General features: G+C 52.1%; 14 protein-coding genes. 8 read left to right on the forward strand and 6 right to left on the reverse strand.

Annotation, left to right across the window (positions count from 1 at the left end; all coding sequences use genetic code 11):
- Positions 1-537, reverse strand: coding sequence for a DUF5362 family protein (locus tag ADU23_RS10490; protein ID WP_053373699.1), 537 nt, complete (start codon positions 535-537; stop codon positions 1-3).
- Between the two features lie 164 nt (positions 538-701).
- On the opposite strand from ADU23_RS10490, the gene ADU23_RS10495 reads away from it, so the two are divergent.
- The 3 genes from ADU23_RS10495 (at position 702) to ADU23_RS10505 (ending at position 3,304) form a co-directional block, all read left to right on the forward strand.
- Complete coding sequence (locus tag ADU23_RS10495; protein WP_442950605.1) at positions 702-1,184, forward strand: CcdC family protein; 483 nt, start codon at positions 702-704, stop codon at positions 1,182-1,184.
- 19 nt (positions 1,185-1,203) lie between these two features.
- Entirely contained in the window at positions 1,204-2,550 is a 1,347-nt protein-coding gene (locus tag ADU23_RS10500; protein WP_053373700.1) for a DUF2252 domain-containing protein, read from the forward strand.
- Positions 2,551-2,758: 208 nt separating this feature from the next.
- A complete protein-coding gene (locus ADU23_RS10505) occupies positions 2,759-3,304 on the forward strand; it encodes a glutathione peroxidase (RefSeq protein ID WP_053373701.1) in 546 nt (181 codons plus the stop codon).
- 880 nt (positions 3,305-4,184) lie between these two features.
- Here ADU23_RS10505 and ADU23_RS10515 read toward each other — a convergent pair.
- Both ADU23_RS10515 and ADU23_RS32070 read right to left on the reverse strand, forming a co-directional pair.
- Positions 4,185-4,766 (reverse strand): hypothetical protein, encoded by a 582-nt coding sequence (locus ADU23_RS10515; RefSeq protein WP_053373703.1) that lies wholly within the window; start codon positions 4,764-4,766, stop codon positions 4,185-4,187.
- A gap of 1 nt (position 4,767) precedes the next feature.
- Positions 4,768-5,301, reverse strand: a complete 534-nt coding sequence (locus ADU23_RS32070) for a hypothetical protein (protein WP_082198452.1) — start codon at positions 5,299-5,301, stop codon at positions 4,768-4,770.
- A 340-nt stretch (positions 5,302-5,641) separates the two neighbouring features.
- Here ADU23_RS32070 and ADU23_RS10525 point away from each other — a divergent pair, with 340 nt between their 5' ends.
- Genes ADU23_RS10525 through ADU23_RS10545 form a run of 5 tightly spaced genes read left to right on the forward strand, consistent with a single transcriptional unit; the run spans position 5,642 to position 12,646 of the window.
- Positions 5,642-5,944, forward strand: coding sequence for a DUF6385 domain-containing protein (locus ADU23_RS10525; protein ID WP_053373705.1), 303 nt, complete (start codon positions 5,642-5,644; stop codon positions 5,942-5,944).
- Between the two features lie 53 nt (positions 5,945-5,997).
- Entirely contained in the window at positions 5,998-6,945 is a 948-nt protein-coding gene (locus ADU23_RS10530; protein WP_053373706.1) for a DUF6385 domain-containing protein, read from the forward strand.
- Between the two features lie 46 nt (positions 6,946-6,991).
- A complete protein-coding gene (locus ADU23_RS10535; RefSeq protein ID WP_053373707.1) occupies positions 6,992-9,145 on the forward strand; it encodes a glycosyltransferase family 2 protein in 2,154 nt (717 codons plus the stop codon).
- On the forward strand, positions 9,096-10,646 hold the full coding sequence (locus tag ADU23_RS10540; RefSeq protein WP_053373708.1) for a tetratricopeptide repeat-containing glycosyltransferase family 2 protein: 1,551 nt from the start codon (positions 9,096-9,098) through the stop codon (positions 10,644-10,646). Before ADU23_RS10535 ends, ADU23_RS10540 begins: the two co-directional genes overlap by 50 nt.
- The gene (locus ADU23_RS10545; RefSeq protein WP_053373709.1) at positions 10,643-12,646 is read left to right on the forward strand and encodes a tetratricopeptide repeat-containing glycosyltransferase family 2 protein; all 2,004 of its coding nucleotides are present in this window, start codon (positions 10,643-10,645) and stop codon (positions 12,644-12,646) included. Before ADU23_RS10540 ends, ADU23_RS10545 begins: the two co-directional genes overlap by 4 nt.
- Positions 12,647-12,720: 74 nt before the next feature.
- On the opposite strand, the gene ADU23_RS10550 is transcribed toward ADU23_RS10545, so the two are convergent.
- From ADU23_RS10550 to ADU23_RS10560, 3 genes are read right to left on the reverse strand one after another with little or no spacing between them, the layout of a single operon-like run.
- Entirely contained in the window at positions 12,721-13,857 is a 1,137-nt protein-coding gene (locus ADU23_RS10550) for a glycosyltransferase family 4 protein (RefSeq protein ID WP_053373710.1), read from the reverse strand.
- Complete coding sequence (locus ADU23_RS10555; RefSeq protein WP_053373711.1) at positions 13,854-14,600, reverse strand: glycosyltransferase family 2 protein; 747 nt, start codon at positions 14,598-14,600, stop codon at positions 13,854-13,856. The genes ADU23_RS10550 and ADU23_RS10555 overlap by 4 nt, the downstream gene beginning before the upstream one ends.
- A 22-nt stretch (positions 14,601-14,622) precedes the next feature.
- Positions 14,623-15,840 (reverse strand): hypothetical protein, encoded by a 1,218-nt coding sequence (locus ADU23_RS10560; protein WP_053373712.1) that lies wholly within the window; start codon positions 15,838-15,840, stop codon positions 14,623-14,625.
- Positions 15,841-15,966: the final 126 nt, after the last annotated feature.

Consider the following 15,966-nt stretch of genomic DNA (forward strand, 5'->3'; position numbering starts at 1 on the left):
CTATCCGAATAGTTTCGTCACCCAATCCGCGATCGTTTCGTACCATCCCTGTAATTTAATGACTAGCTTGTCCAGCTTTTTGCCTTCATTGACAAGATGGACGAGCCAGTCCCAGTCGGTTAAAAATTGCAAAATCGTCACGACAAGCATAATAATGACGAACGAAAAAACGAAGACAAAAGCGGCTTGCAGCTTAAAGTACAGCGTGAGATGCCGCGCAAGCTTGGTGATCGTCTGCTCTTCGCCCGGATTTGCTTGCAGCCGCTTCGCTGCGCTTGCCATGATGAGGAGCAAAACGGCAATGACGAGCTCGAGAAGCCCGGCAATCGTTCCCCAGCCAAAGTTGATGATGCCGATACAGGTTTGAAATAGACCAAATAACAGCGTGAAAACGGCAGATACCCGCATCCAAAAAGCAAGCTTTTGCCATACTCTCTGAAGCTCCTGCTGCATGCCGCCGCCGGTTTCGGGCAATAATGAAGCCGCGGAAGAATTTGGCCATTCATAGGGGGATTCTGCCTGTGCATTCGTCTGCAAGTAAACTCTCTCCTTAACATACCTTTTTTCCAATTATAGGGGTATACGCTAGTAAAACGCCATAAGTTTCTTAGCGGTTATACTGCGGTTTGCAGTGATTCCTGTTTTGCAGTACGATGAAAGAAATAATAAGACACTCATACCAATACATAAGGGAGGACGCGGTGTTGTTCTCTACCTATTTCATTCAAATGAGCTCGATCATTGTATCGGCTTTAGCAGGGCTTACGCTTATCATTCTTCGTATTCGTGCCGGGAAACAGCCCACCTCCTTGCGCAAAATCATCATTCCTCCGCTTGGCATGGCAACGGGCTTCGTTATGTTTGCATTCTCGGCGACTCATATTCCTTGGGTGTGGGGCTTGTCCGCTTTTCTAACCGGCATGCTGATCTTTGCATTTCCGCTTATCGTTACGACGCGCCTAGAGCGCGTGGAATCCGAAATCTATGTCAGGCGCTCGAAGGCGTTTATATTTATTATGCTGACGCTGTTCATTATTAGATTGTCGCTTCATAGCGTCGTGGAGCAGTATATGTCGATCCCGCAAACCGGCGCTATCTTCTATTTGCTGGCGTTTGGCATGATTATACCTTGGCGGGTTGCTATGATTAGCGATTATATGAGGCTGCAAAAAGTAGAGTCATAGTCTGAATGGGGGAAGAGCTATGGATCCGAAGCTGACCGAACGGGTAAAGCTGACGCAGAATAAGCTAAGAAAGCGGACTTTATCCGCAATTTTTCAAGAGTTTGATCAAAAAATAATGAAGCTTGCGCGCGGCAAACGCGAGGAAAAATATTTGAAAATGTCGGAGACGCCATTTTCGTTTTTTCGCGGCAGCGCTTATTTGTTTTATTTTGACGTATCCCGGGAATGGTTTCCTTACCATACGCCGCTGAATCGTCCGACTTGGATTCAAGGCGATTTGCATTTTGAGAACTTTGGCGCCTTTCGGAATGAACGGGGGACGCTCGTCTATGACGTGAACGATTTTGATGAAGGTTATTTGGGCTCTTATTTATACGACCTGCTGCGGATGTCCGTGAGCATCGCGCTTGTCGGCAGGCTCAAGGGGCAGACCTACGATAACCAGATCAGCGCGATTGAAGCTTATCTGCAGGCTTATTCCAAGCAAATGCGTCGATTCGTAAAAGGGAAGGATGATCCCGGCACGTTTGCGATCGACATTGAGCAAGCGGAGGGTCCGGTGAAGAAGCTGCTCAAAAAGCTGCAAAAACGCAAGGACCAGCACTTCCTGGAGAAGGTGACGGCACTCGTACAGGAGCATAGGCAATTTGCTTCGACCGATGAGATCGTACCGCCTACCGACGAAGAGCGAGCGGCTTTGCTGGAAGCTTGGCCTGGTTATTTGGCTACGGTCGCAGCTGATGATGCGGAGGAGCTGCGCCATTTTCAGGTGAAGGATATCGCGGTGAAGCATGGCTCAGGGACGGCCTCTATCGGGCTCGACCGTTTCTATGTACTGATTGAAGCTGGCGAAGAAGCGCAGGGTGAGGATGATGTCGTGCTGGAGGTGAAGGAAGTGCGCGTTCCGGTTCCGGCGTACTTCATGCCTTATAACGAAACGTTTTGGGCGATGTTCGAGCATCAGGGCAAGAGGGTGACGATGACGCAGAAGGCGATGCACCACGAAGCCGACCCTTACCTTGGATGGCTGTCGATCGGAGACAGGCAGTTCTACGTGCGCGAGCGGTCCCCGTATAAGAAGCGGCTTAAGCTGGAATCGCTTGAAACGGTCGGTGATGTGCTGTCGGTGACGGACAGTATGGGCAAATTAATGGCTAAGATGCACGCGCGCGCGGATGCTGATGTAGCTCAAGGCATACTTGCCTACCACAGTGAAGTGGAAATCGTGAAGGCGATGGGCAATGACGAGGATGCCTTTTGCACGTCGATTGCGAACTGGGCAATTTCCTATGCCGATCAGGTAGAGCATGATTATGGGTTGTTCACGGATTGGTTAAGCGGAAGAAAGAAGCCGGCGTCATCGTAAACCGTTTGAAGAAAGGATTGCTCTCAAGAGGCGAGGCCACTCGCTTAGGGAGCAGTCCTTTTATTTTTTTATAATCTCCGATTGTCCGTGAATTTCTAATTATTTGGTTTGACAAGCCGTGAAATTTTATGGTATTCTTTACTAGTAATTAAATTGTATGCAATTTAATTTACTGAAATATATGTGAACCTACAGGAGGCTGTAAACTATGAGCATTTATTCGCATGAGCTAGAAACCATTAAAGGTGAACAAATAAGCATGGAACAATATAAGGGCAAGGTGTTGATTGTCGTCAACACAGCTAGCAAATGTGGCTTTACGCCGCAATATTCCGATCTGCAGAAGCTGTACGAGGAGTACAAAGAGCAAGGGCTCGAAATTCTCGGATTCCCTAGCAACCAGTTCGGCGAGCAGGAGCCAGGAGCCAATTCTGATGTGCAAAGCTTTTGCCAATTGAATTACGGCGTCTCCTTCCCTCTTTTTGCTAAGACGGATGTAAGGGACGAAACGGCTCATCCGCTATTTAAGCATTTGACCGAGGAAGCGCCTTTTAACGGTTTTGAGCTTAGCGACCCTAGCGGCAAAATGCTCAACGCCTTCCTTCAGGAAAAGCTGCCACACTACCTTGAGGGCAACTCGGTCAAATGGAACTTCACGAAGTTCTTGATCGATCGGGAAGGCAATGTCATCAAACGGTTCGAATCGACCGACGAGCCCCTCGATATGAAGGCCGATATCGAACAGCTGCTCTAGTGCTCCCTCACTGAAAAATGAAATAGATGCGGCTTCCCGGCGAAAAAAAGCCCAGTTAATGGCTTTTTTAGTCGATTTAGAGCGAGAAGTGCAGCAGGTTGGCGAAATCTTGTTCAGCGAGCAAGGGACAAACTGTGAAATGACTCGGAATATGCGTAAACGGCAAAGGGCTGCTGTTTATTTGGAAGAGAGGCAGCTGCTAGCCTCCCGAAAGAAAAAGTTTTGTTTAAGGATGCTGTAGAAGCAGCCGCATTAATAAAGCAGAGCTGCTTTGGTCAACTCTATGGCACGGAATCAACGGAATATGGCTATAGCAGCTAGATACCGGGCACTATTAAAGGGTTGTAGCCGAATCTATTGCGGACACTTGCTTATTCACTTTTTCACGGGCAAAATACGGCTTCCTACTGGGCTTGTCTTACTCTATTGCAGCAGCTTAGAACGATGAAGCGATCACGGATCTGGTCCCTCATCCCGTACGCTAACGCATCTGCATATATTGAATTCACGTTTAATGCTGGATAGGAAGCTTATTGAAATGACAAGTTGAAAATAGATAGAAACGGAAATTTCGTTTCTATCTATTTTTTTGTGTTTGGGAGTCTTTGAGACCTGCATTTACGATGTGAAGATGGATGTGTGAATTAGGTTTAAATATGCAATATTTTTTTCGGGTTCATAGATGGATATTTTGAAAAATCCCTTTTATTAAGTGATATTTTATCGAAATTTAATGTTTGATATTTGTTTGTGTTTAGGGGTTAAAAATACAAAAATATGAAACTTTTATTTCAATGATGCTGAAAATTAAAACGTTGATCGAGTGAGCGGAGGGCAGAAAAAATCGTGTGTGAAATAAGATAGGGAAATTCGATTGCATTTAGGCTTCCCACCAAGAAATATTGACTCTCGTACCGAGCAAACCGAGCAGCGTTAGTGATCCTCTTACGTTGACGACCAAGGATTGGCCTTGAGGAATGGCAATTCCTCCCGTGTAAGTTAAACGAAAAGGCTGAGGGAAAAGGGGGTAGATCATGAAGGTAGTCCCGCCGGTTGGCGCACTGGTTGAAGAGGTAAGCGTTGCGGCACTGGTTACAGAGCTTTCTAGATTCAAATTAGAAGCAGTCACCGCCGAAGGGGAGGTGAGCGTGCCCCCGCTGTTCATCGTTACTTGTCCTGAAAAGCTGGAAAGCAAGCTGAGCGAGATGTCAATTGTACCGCCAATACTGTGAACGAGTAATTTTTTGCCGCTCGCGGCCGGATTGTTTAGCAGTATGGTGATGTTAACGGTTCCGCCGAGTACGCCTAGACTTGCGCTGGTATTGGCCTCAGCTGAAAAATATCTGCCCGCTCGAGCGGCACCGGTTGTAGGAAAGGAAGCGGAGCCTGGATCATTATAGCCATTTACAGCCTCGCCAAAAGCCTCGTTACGGGGGTTGTCAATCGGATTATAGTTAGGCACGTTAAACCTCCCACCATGTGATATTCGTTGCAGCAGTAATGGCGCCCGGGCCGAGAGAAAGCGTTATGGAACGGTTGGGAGGAACGATGATGCCGCCAGTAAAATCAAGATTAAACATGCCTGTCGCCATCGGCAGCGACATGAATTGGGTTGGCGTGCCGCCGACTGTGCCGGAGGATGTTCTTGCTGTAGCGATGCTGGTTGTAGCGTTTCCGAATTGGCAGTTAAAGGGAGTGGGCGTAGTTCCACCCGTTACAGTCCCGCCGGAATATAAGATAAGGGTAGCCGCTGAAGTAGTGCCGCCGGAGATTCTAGAAATATATAAGGACCGGCCGCTCAAGTTAGGATTTGTAATTTGGACAAGCTGGTTCGAGCCTCCGGCAATTGCTGCGCTTGCAGTTGTAACCATAAAGAGTCTTCCATTGCTTGAGGCGTTTGTCTCTGGCGGAGCGATAGACGCAGAGGTGCTGTATGGATTATTGATGAGCATATAAAGGGGGTTGTTCTCATTATTAAATACCGCGTTATTTGTCATAGGGAAGACCTCTTCTTTTTTTGAATAGAGTTCTATCATGAGCATTATATGGCGCCAACAGCTTGTTAGTTTGGGTAATGTGGAATTTTTAGGGTCTAAATTCATGAAAGAAGTAACAATCGCCGTTTCAAACCTTGTAGAAATGACATAGATTATCGAAGCATGGACACGAGGGGAAGAAGAGGAGATGCCAAAATCAGCGAGTCGTTGTGAAGGGGCTGTTAAGAAAAAGGTTTGTAATAAACATTCCTTATCACCTCCGAGAAGACCAAAACGCAATCGCAAATGCCGTCATCGCAAGCATTCCGCAGCCTGCACGCCTTCAAGATTTTGTGAAATTGTGTATAAGGACGTGAGGACTACCGATCATTTCAAGCCGCTTCCGATGCAGGATACCTCGAACAAAATGATGTACTCGTACGCCGTTGTTAATCATGGCGAGCATCCGGCTGAGCTTCGTCTTGAAGTGGGTCCTAACGGCTCCGATTATGCGATTGACATAGAGGGTGTAGTAGGGAAGGGGATGACGGAGGTCATTGTTCCTTCCAAATTCATGCGTTACTCTCGGCTGAAAATGAAGTCTGAGCAGCAAGGGCAGCCGACGGTGCTGCAAGTCTATTTTCAAGCGCAGCAAGCCAGATAGCCGGCCCTCCCTCGTGGCCGCACACATTCCCAAAGGAAAAAGGTGAATAAACAATGCCAAACTTCTCGTCGTTTAACCCCAATCCGGATAAATTACGCACACTCATTTTCGGCAGAGACAGCACGGATACCCCGCAAGCATTAGCGACTGACACCGCAGGTCATATTTTGAATATTATGTTAGACGGTACGATCAGCAACCTCATGGGCGTGACCATTACCGCGGGGACGATTACAAGCGTGCTCGGGGCGACGATCACGGCAGGAACGATCAACAGCGTGCTCGGAGCGACGATTACGGCGGGAACGTTGAGCACAGTAAACAGTGTGCTTGGAGCGACGATTACGGCGGGAACGTTGAGCACAGTAAACAGCGTGCTCGGAGCGACGATCACGGCGGGAACACTGAGTACAGTGAATAGTGTGCTCGGAGCGACAATTACAGCGGGAACGTTGAGCGCGGTTAACAGTGTGCTCGGAGCGACAATCACCGCGGGAACGCTAAGTACGGTCGATAGCATACTCGGAGCGACGATTACAGCGGGAACGTTGAGCGCGGTTAACAGTGTGCTCGGAGCGACGATCACCGCGGGAACGCTGAGTACAGTCAATAGCGTGCTTGGAGCGACAATTACGGCGGGAACACTAAGCAGTGTGACGTCCATTTCGCAGAAGAGCTTCCAAGAATCGAGCAGCTTGAACCTTCCGACGGTCGATGCGTTCACGCCTTTGCCAGCCGTAACGACGAGCGTATTCGGTACGTATTCGTTTTTTGTATACAATAGAGGCCCAGGTACGAATGCGGTAGATGCGCGGGTAGAGATCAGCGCTAACGGAACGAACTGGTATGACGATGTCGATACGGTAACGGGAGTCGCAGTAGGCTCTGTGGACGTACTTGTGCCGCAGCGCTTTTTGAAATATACGAGACTTTCCTATCGTTCTAGCGCGGCTGGCTTGCCGACAACCATTGATGCTTATTTTAACGGACAAGGCACTTAATGCGTGCTTCAGCAAAATAATGATTTATTATTTGGGAGGGTAGCGAATGCTGCTCGGCGTACACGTAATAGCGCGTAACGAGGCTGATGTGCTTGAGCGCTGCTTGCAAAGCGTAAAAGCATTTGCAGATGAGATCATTGTTGCAGACACAGGCTCTACAGACGATACGGTAGATATAGCGAAGCGGTATGGCGCTAGAGTGCTGCCCGTTGCTTGGCAGGATGATTTCTCCGTAGTTAGAAATGAAGCCTTGCTGCATGCACGAACGCTGTGGGTGCTCGTGTTGGATGCTGATGAGTGGTTGGCGGAGTCTGTTCAGTCGGGGCTGAAGCTGCGGGAGGAGCTAAAGCGGACGACGTCGGCTGCACTTCGTATTCGGATGGAGCATGAGCTGAGCTCTGAAGGTGTGGGCAATCAGCAGGTGAATGATGCCGTGCGGGTATTTCGCGCTGATCGCGGATACCTGTACGTAGGAGAAATTCACGAACAGCTTGTCAAGCCGGCAGCCGGCGGGAGCCAATCAGGCCGGGTGCTTGATGTTGACGGACCAATAAGCGAGAGCGGACTAACCATTAAACATGATGGATATAAGCCTTCGGTAATAGCGCGCAAGAAAAAAGCGGAACGAAACTTACGGATCATTGCGAGGCAGCTGACTAGGCGTCCCAATGATCCTTTTTGCCTTTACAATTATGGCGTTACGATGTGCCAGCTTGGCAGAGTGGAGGATGCTCGAATAGCGTTCAGACATGCGCTCGATGAGGTAGCGGCAGATGCTCCGTTTCGGCCAACTTTAGTACGGGATTACGCAAAAGTACTGCTTGCGCTTCATCATGCAGAGGAAGCCGCAGCTATGCTGCAAGCAGAGGCTGAGAGATACAGTGGTTATTCGGATTTGCAGCTATTGTACGGGGATGCTCTTCGCTCAACCGGCATGCTGCTTGAAGCGGCAGCAGCTTATGAGGCGGCTATTGCAGTAGGCAAAAGCGTGTCGGGTTATGTATCGGAAGCGGAAGCGGGCGGCGTGCTGCCACGTTTTGCACTCGCTGACGTATGGCTGGAGCTAGGAGAGCTGGAGCGGTCTGAGCTGCTGTTCGAGCAATTGGTAACGGAAATTCCGCATTKGGAGCCAGCTTACTGTGGGCTGGCAGACGTGCTTCACCAAAAAGGTTTAAGTGATACGGCTATTCGTGACCGGCTCGTAAAGGTGGTTGGCATGCCGCAATCAGGGGAACTATGGCTTGCCCGATGCTTGACGCGAATAGGCGCTTTTGGCATAGCGCTTCCGCTGTGGAGGCGTGTGGAAAGCGATGTGCTTGCTGAGCATGGATCGCTGCAGGATGTTCACGGGTTTGCTGCCGCACTTATCGGCACGGGGCATTATGCGGAAGCGGGAGAAATGCTGTTGAAGGAGCTGGAGCGGCGACAAGGAGGAAGTGGGGAAGCGCTGCTCCGGGAAATAGCGATAGCCGCAGCGCTGTGCTTTTGGAACGATAGCCGTGCTCTGGCAGATGAAGAATTGGATTACGCGGCTAAAGCGATATGGCCTGAGAGCGATAGCGGATGGTTAAAAATAATCGAGACGATGCTGGCAGATGCTCCTTACTCGGCTAATAAGGAAGAAACTTGGCTTGCCCAGAAGCAGGAAATGGCTATTGCCAAAGAGCTGCTTGAGCGAGCCGTGTCTTTGGGGATGCTTCGGCTTGCAAAGCGGTTGGCGGATACGGATGCAGCGCTATCGGTATATTTTGAGCATGTGGTGTACGACCAAGGTTATAAGGATGCTGCCGCTGAATGGATGCTGCGCCGTTTCTCGGAAGAAGGAGATTTAAACAGCGGGCATTGGTTTCGCTTGGGTGAGCTGCTTTACAATAAGAGTCTTTATAGCGAAGCGCTGGGCATGTTCGAGCGCGGTGCGTCGGCTGGATGGTCGACAGATGGCGGTACGGCAGACCGATCAACGCTCGGTTCAGCCGCAGCCAGCTTGCAGCTTGCTTTAGAAGCGCTGGAGTTAACAGGCGCGGGGAGCAGCAGAGGCTGGGATGGAAGCTGGGCTGAATCCGATGCGAGCAGACTGCAGGAAGTTATAAAGCGCCTAGATGCGCTGGGCTGGAAAACGAAATGGAACGGCATGCAAAGGAGGCGAGCGAATGGAGAAGCTGCGGAAGCTGATTTCCTTATGCATGATCGTCCGGAATGAAGAGCAGCAGCTGCCTCGCTGCCTGAAGAGCGTGCAAGGTATTGTTGACGAGATTATCATCGTCGATACAGGCTCCTCGGATCGCACGATTGAAGTAGCGGAGCAATTTGGGGCGATCGTCGTGCGGGCGGAGTGGGAGCAGGATTTTGCCAAGGCACGAAATGTTGGTCTTGCACGAGCTCAAGGCGAATGGGTGCTGTTTCTTGATGCAGACGAGATGCTTGATGCTGCAACGGGCAGTCAGCTGCGAGTGGAGGCTGATCACGAGGCTTCAGGGCTGTTTTTGCAAATATGGAATGTGGTCGGTTCAAGCGACGATGAACGGGGAGGGACGGTTCACCCTGTTTTGCGATTGTTTCGCAATGACCCCCATATTCGGTTCGAAGGCAGAATTCACGAGCAGATCGCGGCCTCTATTTTACGGAGATGGCCGGAGGCCGTGTTTCGGCTGACGGATGCAAAAATTTTTCACTATGGCTATCGGCATGATATTGTGCTTGAGAAAAATAAGCTGCAGCGCAATATGGAGCTGCTGGAGCGGGCGGTTCTGGAAGAGCCGAATAACGTCTTTCATCGCTATAATTTGGGCGTAGAGTTTTTGCGGGCGGGCATGCCAGAGAAGGCGCTTGAGGCGTTTCGTTTCGTCAAGAAGCAGGAAGGGTTCGGACAGCTAAGCTATGCGCATCTGGTATTGAAATATGAAGTGAGGAGCTTGCTTTCCCTTCATCGCTGGGCTGAATCGGTTGATGCCGCAACTAAGGGGACGGCGCAATTCGCCGACTATCCCGATATGCACCATTATCACTCATTATCGCTGGCGCAGAACGGCCAGCTGCGACAAGCAGTGCATGCTGCCGAGAAGGCGTTGCAGCTTGGAGCGGCTCCGCCGCAGTATCATACGGAGGATGGAATCGGCACTTACCGCACGTCCTATATGCTCGGCAGGCTGAAGGAAGCGCAGCTTGATACACAAGGCGTTATTCGCGCGTATATCGCTTCTCTCCGTCAGCATTCCTCACTAATGCCGCCTCTGTACAGGCTGTGCAGATATTTGCGCATCGCCGGAGAAGCAGATCGACTAGCGGCGATACTGGCAGCTCAGCTCGCCTGCCATAATGAGGAGGCTGTATTGAAGGTAGCGGATGTTATCGCGGAAAGCGGCTGCGAGCAGGCGGCCATCGAATGGGTGAACTGGCATGCAGCTCAGCATAGCGATGAACAGAGACGACGGCTGGAGGCATGGTTCGAGCGAATTGGTGGAGTGGGGGATGAGGAGAAGGGGCAGAAAACGGAGCGGGGATTGTTGCGGGATCAGGGGCAGGAGCAGGAGCAGGAGCAGGAGCAGGAACCCGTGCAAACGCCGATAGGTACGTCGGGTTTATTTTCAGAGATGTGCCTCCGAGCGGATTGGCATTTGGAGCGGCTGCAGCGCTCCAATAAAGCCGTAACTGCTCTTAGGCTGCTCCTTCCATGCGAGGAAGGCTGGGGGCCTCGCCGATGAATGCTGAGGATAAGGACGCTGTAAGCGCGAATACTCAAACTATGGCTAGGAAGCCGCCTGTTTCGTTATGTATGATCGTCAGGGACGAGGAGACCCTTTTGCCTGCATGTCTAGCATCCGCTCAAGCGTATGTATCTGAAATCATCATCGTAGATACGGGATCGACAGATCGTACGGTCCAAATTGCAGAAGGTTTTGGAGCGAAGGTTGTACGCGCGGTTTGGACTGATGATTTTGCGGCAGCGCGCAATTTAGGGCTTGAACAGGCTAAGCAGCCTTGGGTGCTGGTGCTGGATGCGGATGAACGGATTGAGCCCGCCGCGCTGGATATTTGGGAGGACTTGCTTGCGAATACGGCATGCGCCGGATATTACATTAAGCTGTGCAGCTGGATCGGGTCAAGCATAGAAGGAGGCAACGTGCTTGAAGCGGGCGATGCCTTTATTGCGGATGCGGTATGCCGCTTGTTTCGCAATGATCCGCAAATCCGGTTTAGAGGAGCGCTGCATGAAGAGGCAGCTACAAGCATAACGTCGTTTGGGGAAAGGGCACTGGCTTATGCTCCGGTGACAGTGTGGCATGAGGGCTATCGAGCTGAAGTTGTAGCAAGGAAGGGGAAGCGGGAGCGGAATAGGCGGATTTTGCAAGCTGCTCTGCATCATAATCCTGAAGATCCTGTTCTGCATTACGCCATGGGGACAGAATGCTTTACTTATCGCAACTGGGCGGAGGCGGCAGCTTGGCTTGAACCGGTCGCGCAGCAATTAAAGGCAAATGACGGCTACGCTTCCGATCTTCTATTAAAGCTGAGCTACGCCTGTCTTGCGCTTGGCAGGCTTCACGCTGCGGAGAAATGGGCGAGAAAAGGCATCGTAGAGCTCGGATTTGCAGATTTTCCGGATCTTTATGAAGCGTTGGCATTAGCTTTGCAAGAGCAGGATAGAAACGCGGAGTCGCTTGCTGTGCTTGAACAGGCACTCCATATTGGGAGTGTTCCCGACTATTATTCGACCGCTCCTGGAGCGGGAAGCTACCGGACGTTGCATGCGGCAGGCATAGTTTGCGAGCGCTTGTACGCTTGGGAAAAGGCGGCAGATTGCTACAGCAGGTCGGCAGCTCGGCAGCCTCGTTATTTAGCCGCATGGGAACGACTGATGCTGCTGGGGACGGTGGATGATCGATTTCGATTGCGTTTGTTGGAGGCTTTGAGCAAGCTGCTAGATGAGGGTAGTGAGCAGGAGATAAAGGCAGTAGGCGAAGCGCTTCTGGAGCGGATGGGCGATGCAGGGTTTGAAACGCTTGCCCGGAATGAAGACGGGTCGCAGGCTGAGGGGAAACTAGGCTACGTCAAAAATAGCGAAGTTCCAATCGTTGAAAAGCTAATAGCTTCTGTTTTTGGGGCTGATCACAAGCAGCAAGCTTTGTTCTGGCGAGGACTGTTATGCGTGCAGCTAGGCGACTGCGAGCAGGGGCGCGAGCTGTGGGAGCAATTGCCGGAGGCTGACGAGCGGCGAGCGCTTTATTTGTACGCGCTTGCGCTTCGCGAAGCGGGCGGGGGGATTGTGCCGGCGCGGGAGTGTTCGGCGCCGCTGGAGCAGGCGCTGCTGCGCGTTCGCGCTTGGCAAGCATGGGTGGATCTTGCGGGTGCGGGCGGCATATCGGCTCTGCCGCCGCTGCAATGGTGCGCGGTTATTCGCGCACCGCAGGGTGCCCGCGCACCGCAGCGCTATGCGCTCGCGAGCGGCAGCTCGGCGCCCGCGCAGCTTGCCGCGGGCGTGCTTGCAGCCGCAGCAGCCGACTGGCGCGCTGCGGCTGGCAGCTTTGGCAGCGCCGCGACGTCTGCGGCGGCGCAGCCATGGGTTGCCCGCGCCGCCGCAGCAGGGCTGGCGGCAGCGTTCGCGGCGCGCGCTCGCGCCGCGGTAGCTGCGGCGATAGCAATGCCGCCGCTGCAAGTGGAAGCAGAGACGAGGCTGAGAGCCGTCTCTGCGCTATTTTCATAATCAATATACGATTGAATCGTTTATTGATTTTTTAGCTAGGCGAACCCTCTAACAACCTACCCCCGCGCCCGAAGTCACCTCAATCTCCCCAGCTGCTCCGCAATGATTCCTCTCCACTGCTCATTCCATTTGCGCTGATCGAATGCGAGGGCGGTTTGCCTGGCCATTTGGCTCATGGAGAGGCGTTTGTCCTCATCGTCCAGCAAAGCGCGAACCGCTTCGGTGAGCGCTTGTGCCCTTGGAGAGACAAGCCTGCCGTTCATGCCGTCGATGACGATATCGTTTAGTCCGCCGACATTGGCGGATACGACGGGGAGGCCGCAGCTCATGGCTTCCAAGCAGGCAAGCGACGTGCCTTCTGAGAAAATCGTCGGGATAACGGCGATGTCGGCATTTCTGTAAGCCTCTCGGACTTCGCTGAACGAGTAGGTGCGATGCGCGATTCGGGCTTTATTCGGATGGGCGTCTACCCAAAGGTGGAAAGCGGCAGCGATCGTCGTTCCTTCAACCAGCTCGCCGGCGAACTCGATAATTACGTTCGGGTACTCCTGCAAAATCGCATCTGTGAGCAGCATCATCGGAACGACTCCGCGTTCATAGCTGAGTCTTCGCGGAAACAACACGCGCAGAGGCTTGCTCTGAGCTTCGCTGCCTCTGCCCGGCGTAAACCAATCCGTATCGACCGCGTTTGGGAGCAGAATAATGCTGGCGGGATCGGAATAGCAGCAGACGGAGCGGCAGTAAGTTAAAAATTGCGAGTCAACGGAAACGACGCGGTCGAGCTGCCTGATCGCTTCGTTGATGATGGCGGCGACATCCTGCTTGGCCTCCCGCGTCATATCATGCCGATCCCAGCTAATGCCGTGGCAAATGCCGATGCTGCGCGGTCTGTAGCGAATGGGATGCCAGATACAGCTGCCATAAATGATCAATCCGTCGGCAGCCTCGGCCATCTCCTCGAAAGCGGCGGCGATTTTATCGGTCTCATAGGTCCAGCCTCGAACGCGAACGCCTTCGTAGACCGTATCAAATGCGCCAAAGTAAGAGAGCTGATACACGACGGGGCGAAGCCCCATGCCCGTTACGACTTGGCAGAGTGCATGCACATACCTCTCTAAGCCCCCGCCGAACGGGCGCGAAATATTTTGTGTATAGCCATCTAAATAACTATGCGTCAAAATCGTAACCGTATCCCGTTCAGTCTCGCTCAATCCTCAATCGCCTCCTCGCGCCAGCGGATCAAATTCGGCTTCGGATCGAGTATCGACTCGTAATGCGCAAGGCTGCCCCACTTGCCGAATGGATCAATTTGTTTGTAACGCTCGTACTTCGCACGCCGATCGGCGCCGCTTCCTGCCCAGCCCAAATGCTTTATCCGAAATTCGGTACAAGCGCCCGGCAGCGCAGCGGCAGTAATGGGCAGTCTCGGCACATGATGCTCCCATTGCGGATAGAAATAATGGTAGCCCGGCAAATAGCGAACGAGCGTCATCGTATGCCGCTTGTGCAAATTCCACCATTCATCCTCGCGGTAATGAGTGAGCGAGCCCCAGAAATCGAACATGCGAAAACCAAACCAATCATATTGCTCCTGATTGATTAATGTCCTAATCGCTTTGGCTGCCCGCTGCTCATAGATTTCATCCGCGTCCACCGACAAAATCCAATCGGGCTCTGTCGCTACGGTTTCCTGCCACAGTCTTTGCCTCAGCTGCCACTCCGAGCGAAAAAGAGGCGTATCGAGACGGACCAGCTTCACGACTTTATCGAAGGAGCGGCATAGCTCATAGGTTCCATCCGTGCTGGCGTCATCCACAATAACTAGCTCGTCGACAAAGCCGGATAGCTCGGACAATACCGCTTCCAAGTACCGGCCCTGTTCATTTCGCACCTGCAAAATGGCCGTCAGCTTATTGCCGTTCTTCTTGCGCCGCCAAATGCGTCCGTCGTCCATGGAACGTCCTCCTTCTTCGCTTTTATATATCTGAGGCTCTCCTGCTAACATCATTGGCGAGCTCGAGCACAGACGCGTCTAGTACCGCCAGCTCGGCGATATTGCCAAGCGCCTCCAAGCCGTTTTCCGCTGCCTCCAAAAAAGCATGAATCGCCTCGTGGCGTTTCCCTTCAAGCAGAAACGTGGTTCCCCGAAGCAGCAAATATTGCTGCCGTTCCTCATCGGTCGTCAGATGCTCCGGTGATAGGAGGGCGATCGCCTTCATTAGCCGTCCGCTCTGTATGCAGGACTCGGTGGCGAGCCGTTCGGCCATCGGTTCTGCTTCAATCAGCTCCAGCCGCTCAAGCGACTGCTTAAAATCATCGTTCAGACGATAGAGCAGCGCTCCTGCAAGCCCGTCTTTCCCTTGATGAAGCCAATCATCCAGATAGCTGACCGTTTGCTTCTCCTCCTCCGTGACGGCGGTGAAGCTGTACGTTTGAACGGCTTGTTTGGTCAGTCCCTGCTTTAGTTCAATGGCGGACAAAAAACGGTAATACGTACTTAGCGCGTCCTCTTTTCCTTCCATAACGGCAAGCTCGAATGAAGCAAGCAGCGCTTCCTTTGCTCGTTCCAGATCACAAATCAGATACCGATAAACCGCGTGGAAAAATAAAGGCTGCAGCCTGCTCGTCTCCGGCTGCCCAGCCCCTGCGCTGAGCAGTTTGCTGTACCATTCCGCAAGGCTGCGCTGCTGCAAACGAATAAGCGGCTTAGGGGAGAAGCCGCTGAGCATCCAGTTGAAAGCCTGCTTTGCCAGCAAGTCGCATACCTCATCCCGTCCGTCGAGCAGGAAGACATGCTCCGTGCAAAAGGATTGCTCCAAATAATAAGTCTCCGATTCCGTGATGATTAAATCAGCATGCGCGCATAACCATTTCCGGCATTTTGTCCAAAGTGCAGGCTCGCCTTGCTGGGGAGATTCCGGCATCGCAATAAGCATAAGCGGCTTAGCGGCCATCGCCGTTTGAATCCAGCAAGGATGCAAAACGACGGCGGCAGCCTGCTCCCAGTTGAACTGCTCCGCCTGTTTCAAGGAAAGAGACGTTACTTCTGGTGGCGCCTGTGCAGGGACGGGGCTTTCCGAAACGATATAAATCGCATATTTATCACTAAGCTTGCTGAACAGCTGTTGAAAGGGAGCGGGGAGGCTATTCCAGCCGCCATCCGGGAAAATAACAAAGGACGAAGCAGCCGCCATCGATTCACCTTCCATCCTGTGAGTTATGTATTCGCTTTTATGAAGCCTATGCAGGGCATGCATGTACGAATGCAGATATATTTTTCGGAAATGGTCATACTACCCATCAGCACCTCTAGAGAAATT

Origin of the sequence: Paenibacillus sp. FJAT-27812, assembly GCF_001273905.1 — a bacterium.
Taxonomy (GTDB): Bacteria; Bacillota; Bacilli; order Paenibacillales; family Paenibacillaceae; genus Pristimantibacillus.

Excerpts from the sequence above, each read along its gene's own strand:
- ADU23_RS32070 (WP_082198452.1), bottom strand. The coding sequence starts at position 5,301 with ATGACAAATAACGCGGTATTTAATAATGAGAACAACCCCCTTTATATG.
- ADU23_RS10545 (WP_053373709.1), top strand. The coding sequence starts at position 10,643 with ATGAATGCTGAGGATAAGGACGCTGTAAGCGCGAATACTCAAACTATG.
- ADU23_RS10505 (WP_053373701.1), top strand. The coding sequence starts at position 2,759 with ATGAGCATTTATTCGCATGAGCTAGAAACCATTAAAGGTGAACAAATA.
- ADU23_RS10540 (WP_053373708.1), top strand. The coding sequence starts at position 9,096 with ATGGAGAAGCTGCGGAAGCTGATTTCCTTATGCATGATCGTCCGGAAT.
- ADU23_RS10500 (WP_053373700.1), top strand. The coding sequence starts at position 1,204 with ATGGATCCGAAGCTGACCGAACGGGTAAAGCTGACGCAGAATAAGCTA.
- ADU23_RS10530 (WP_053373706.1), top strand. The coding sequence starts at position 5,998 with ATGCCAAACTTCTCGTCGTTTAACCCCAATCCGGATAAATTACGCACA.
- ADU23_RS10555 (WP_053373711.1), bottom strand. The coding sequence starts at position 14,600 with ATGGACGACGGACGCATTTGGCGGCGCAAGAAGAACGGCAATAAGCTG.
- ADU23_RS10560 (WP_053373712.1), bottom strand. The coding sequence starts at position 15,840 with ATGGCGGCTGCTTCGTCCTTTGTTATTTTCCCGGATGGCGGCTGGAAT.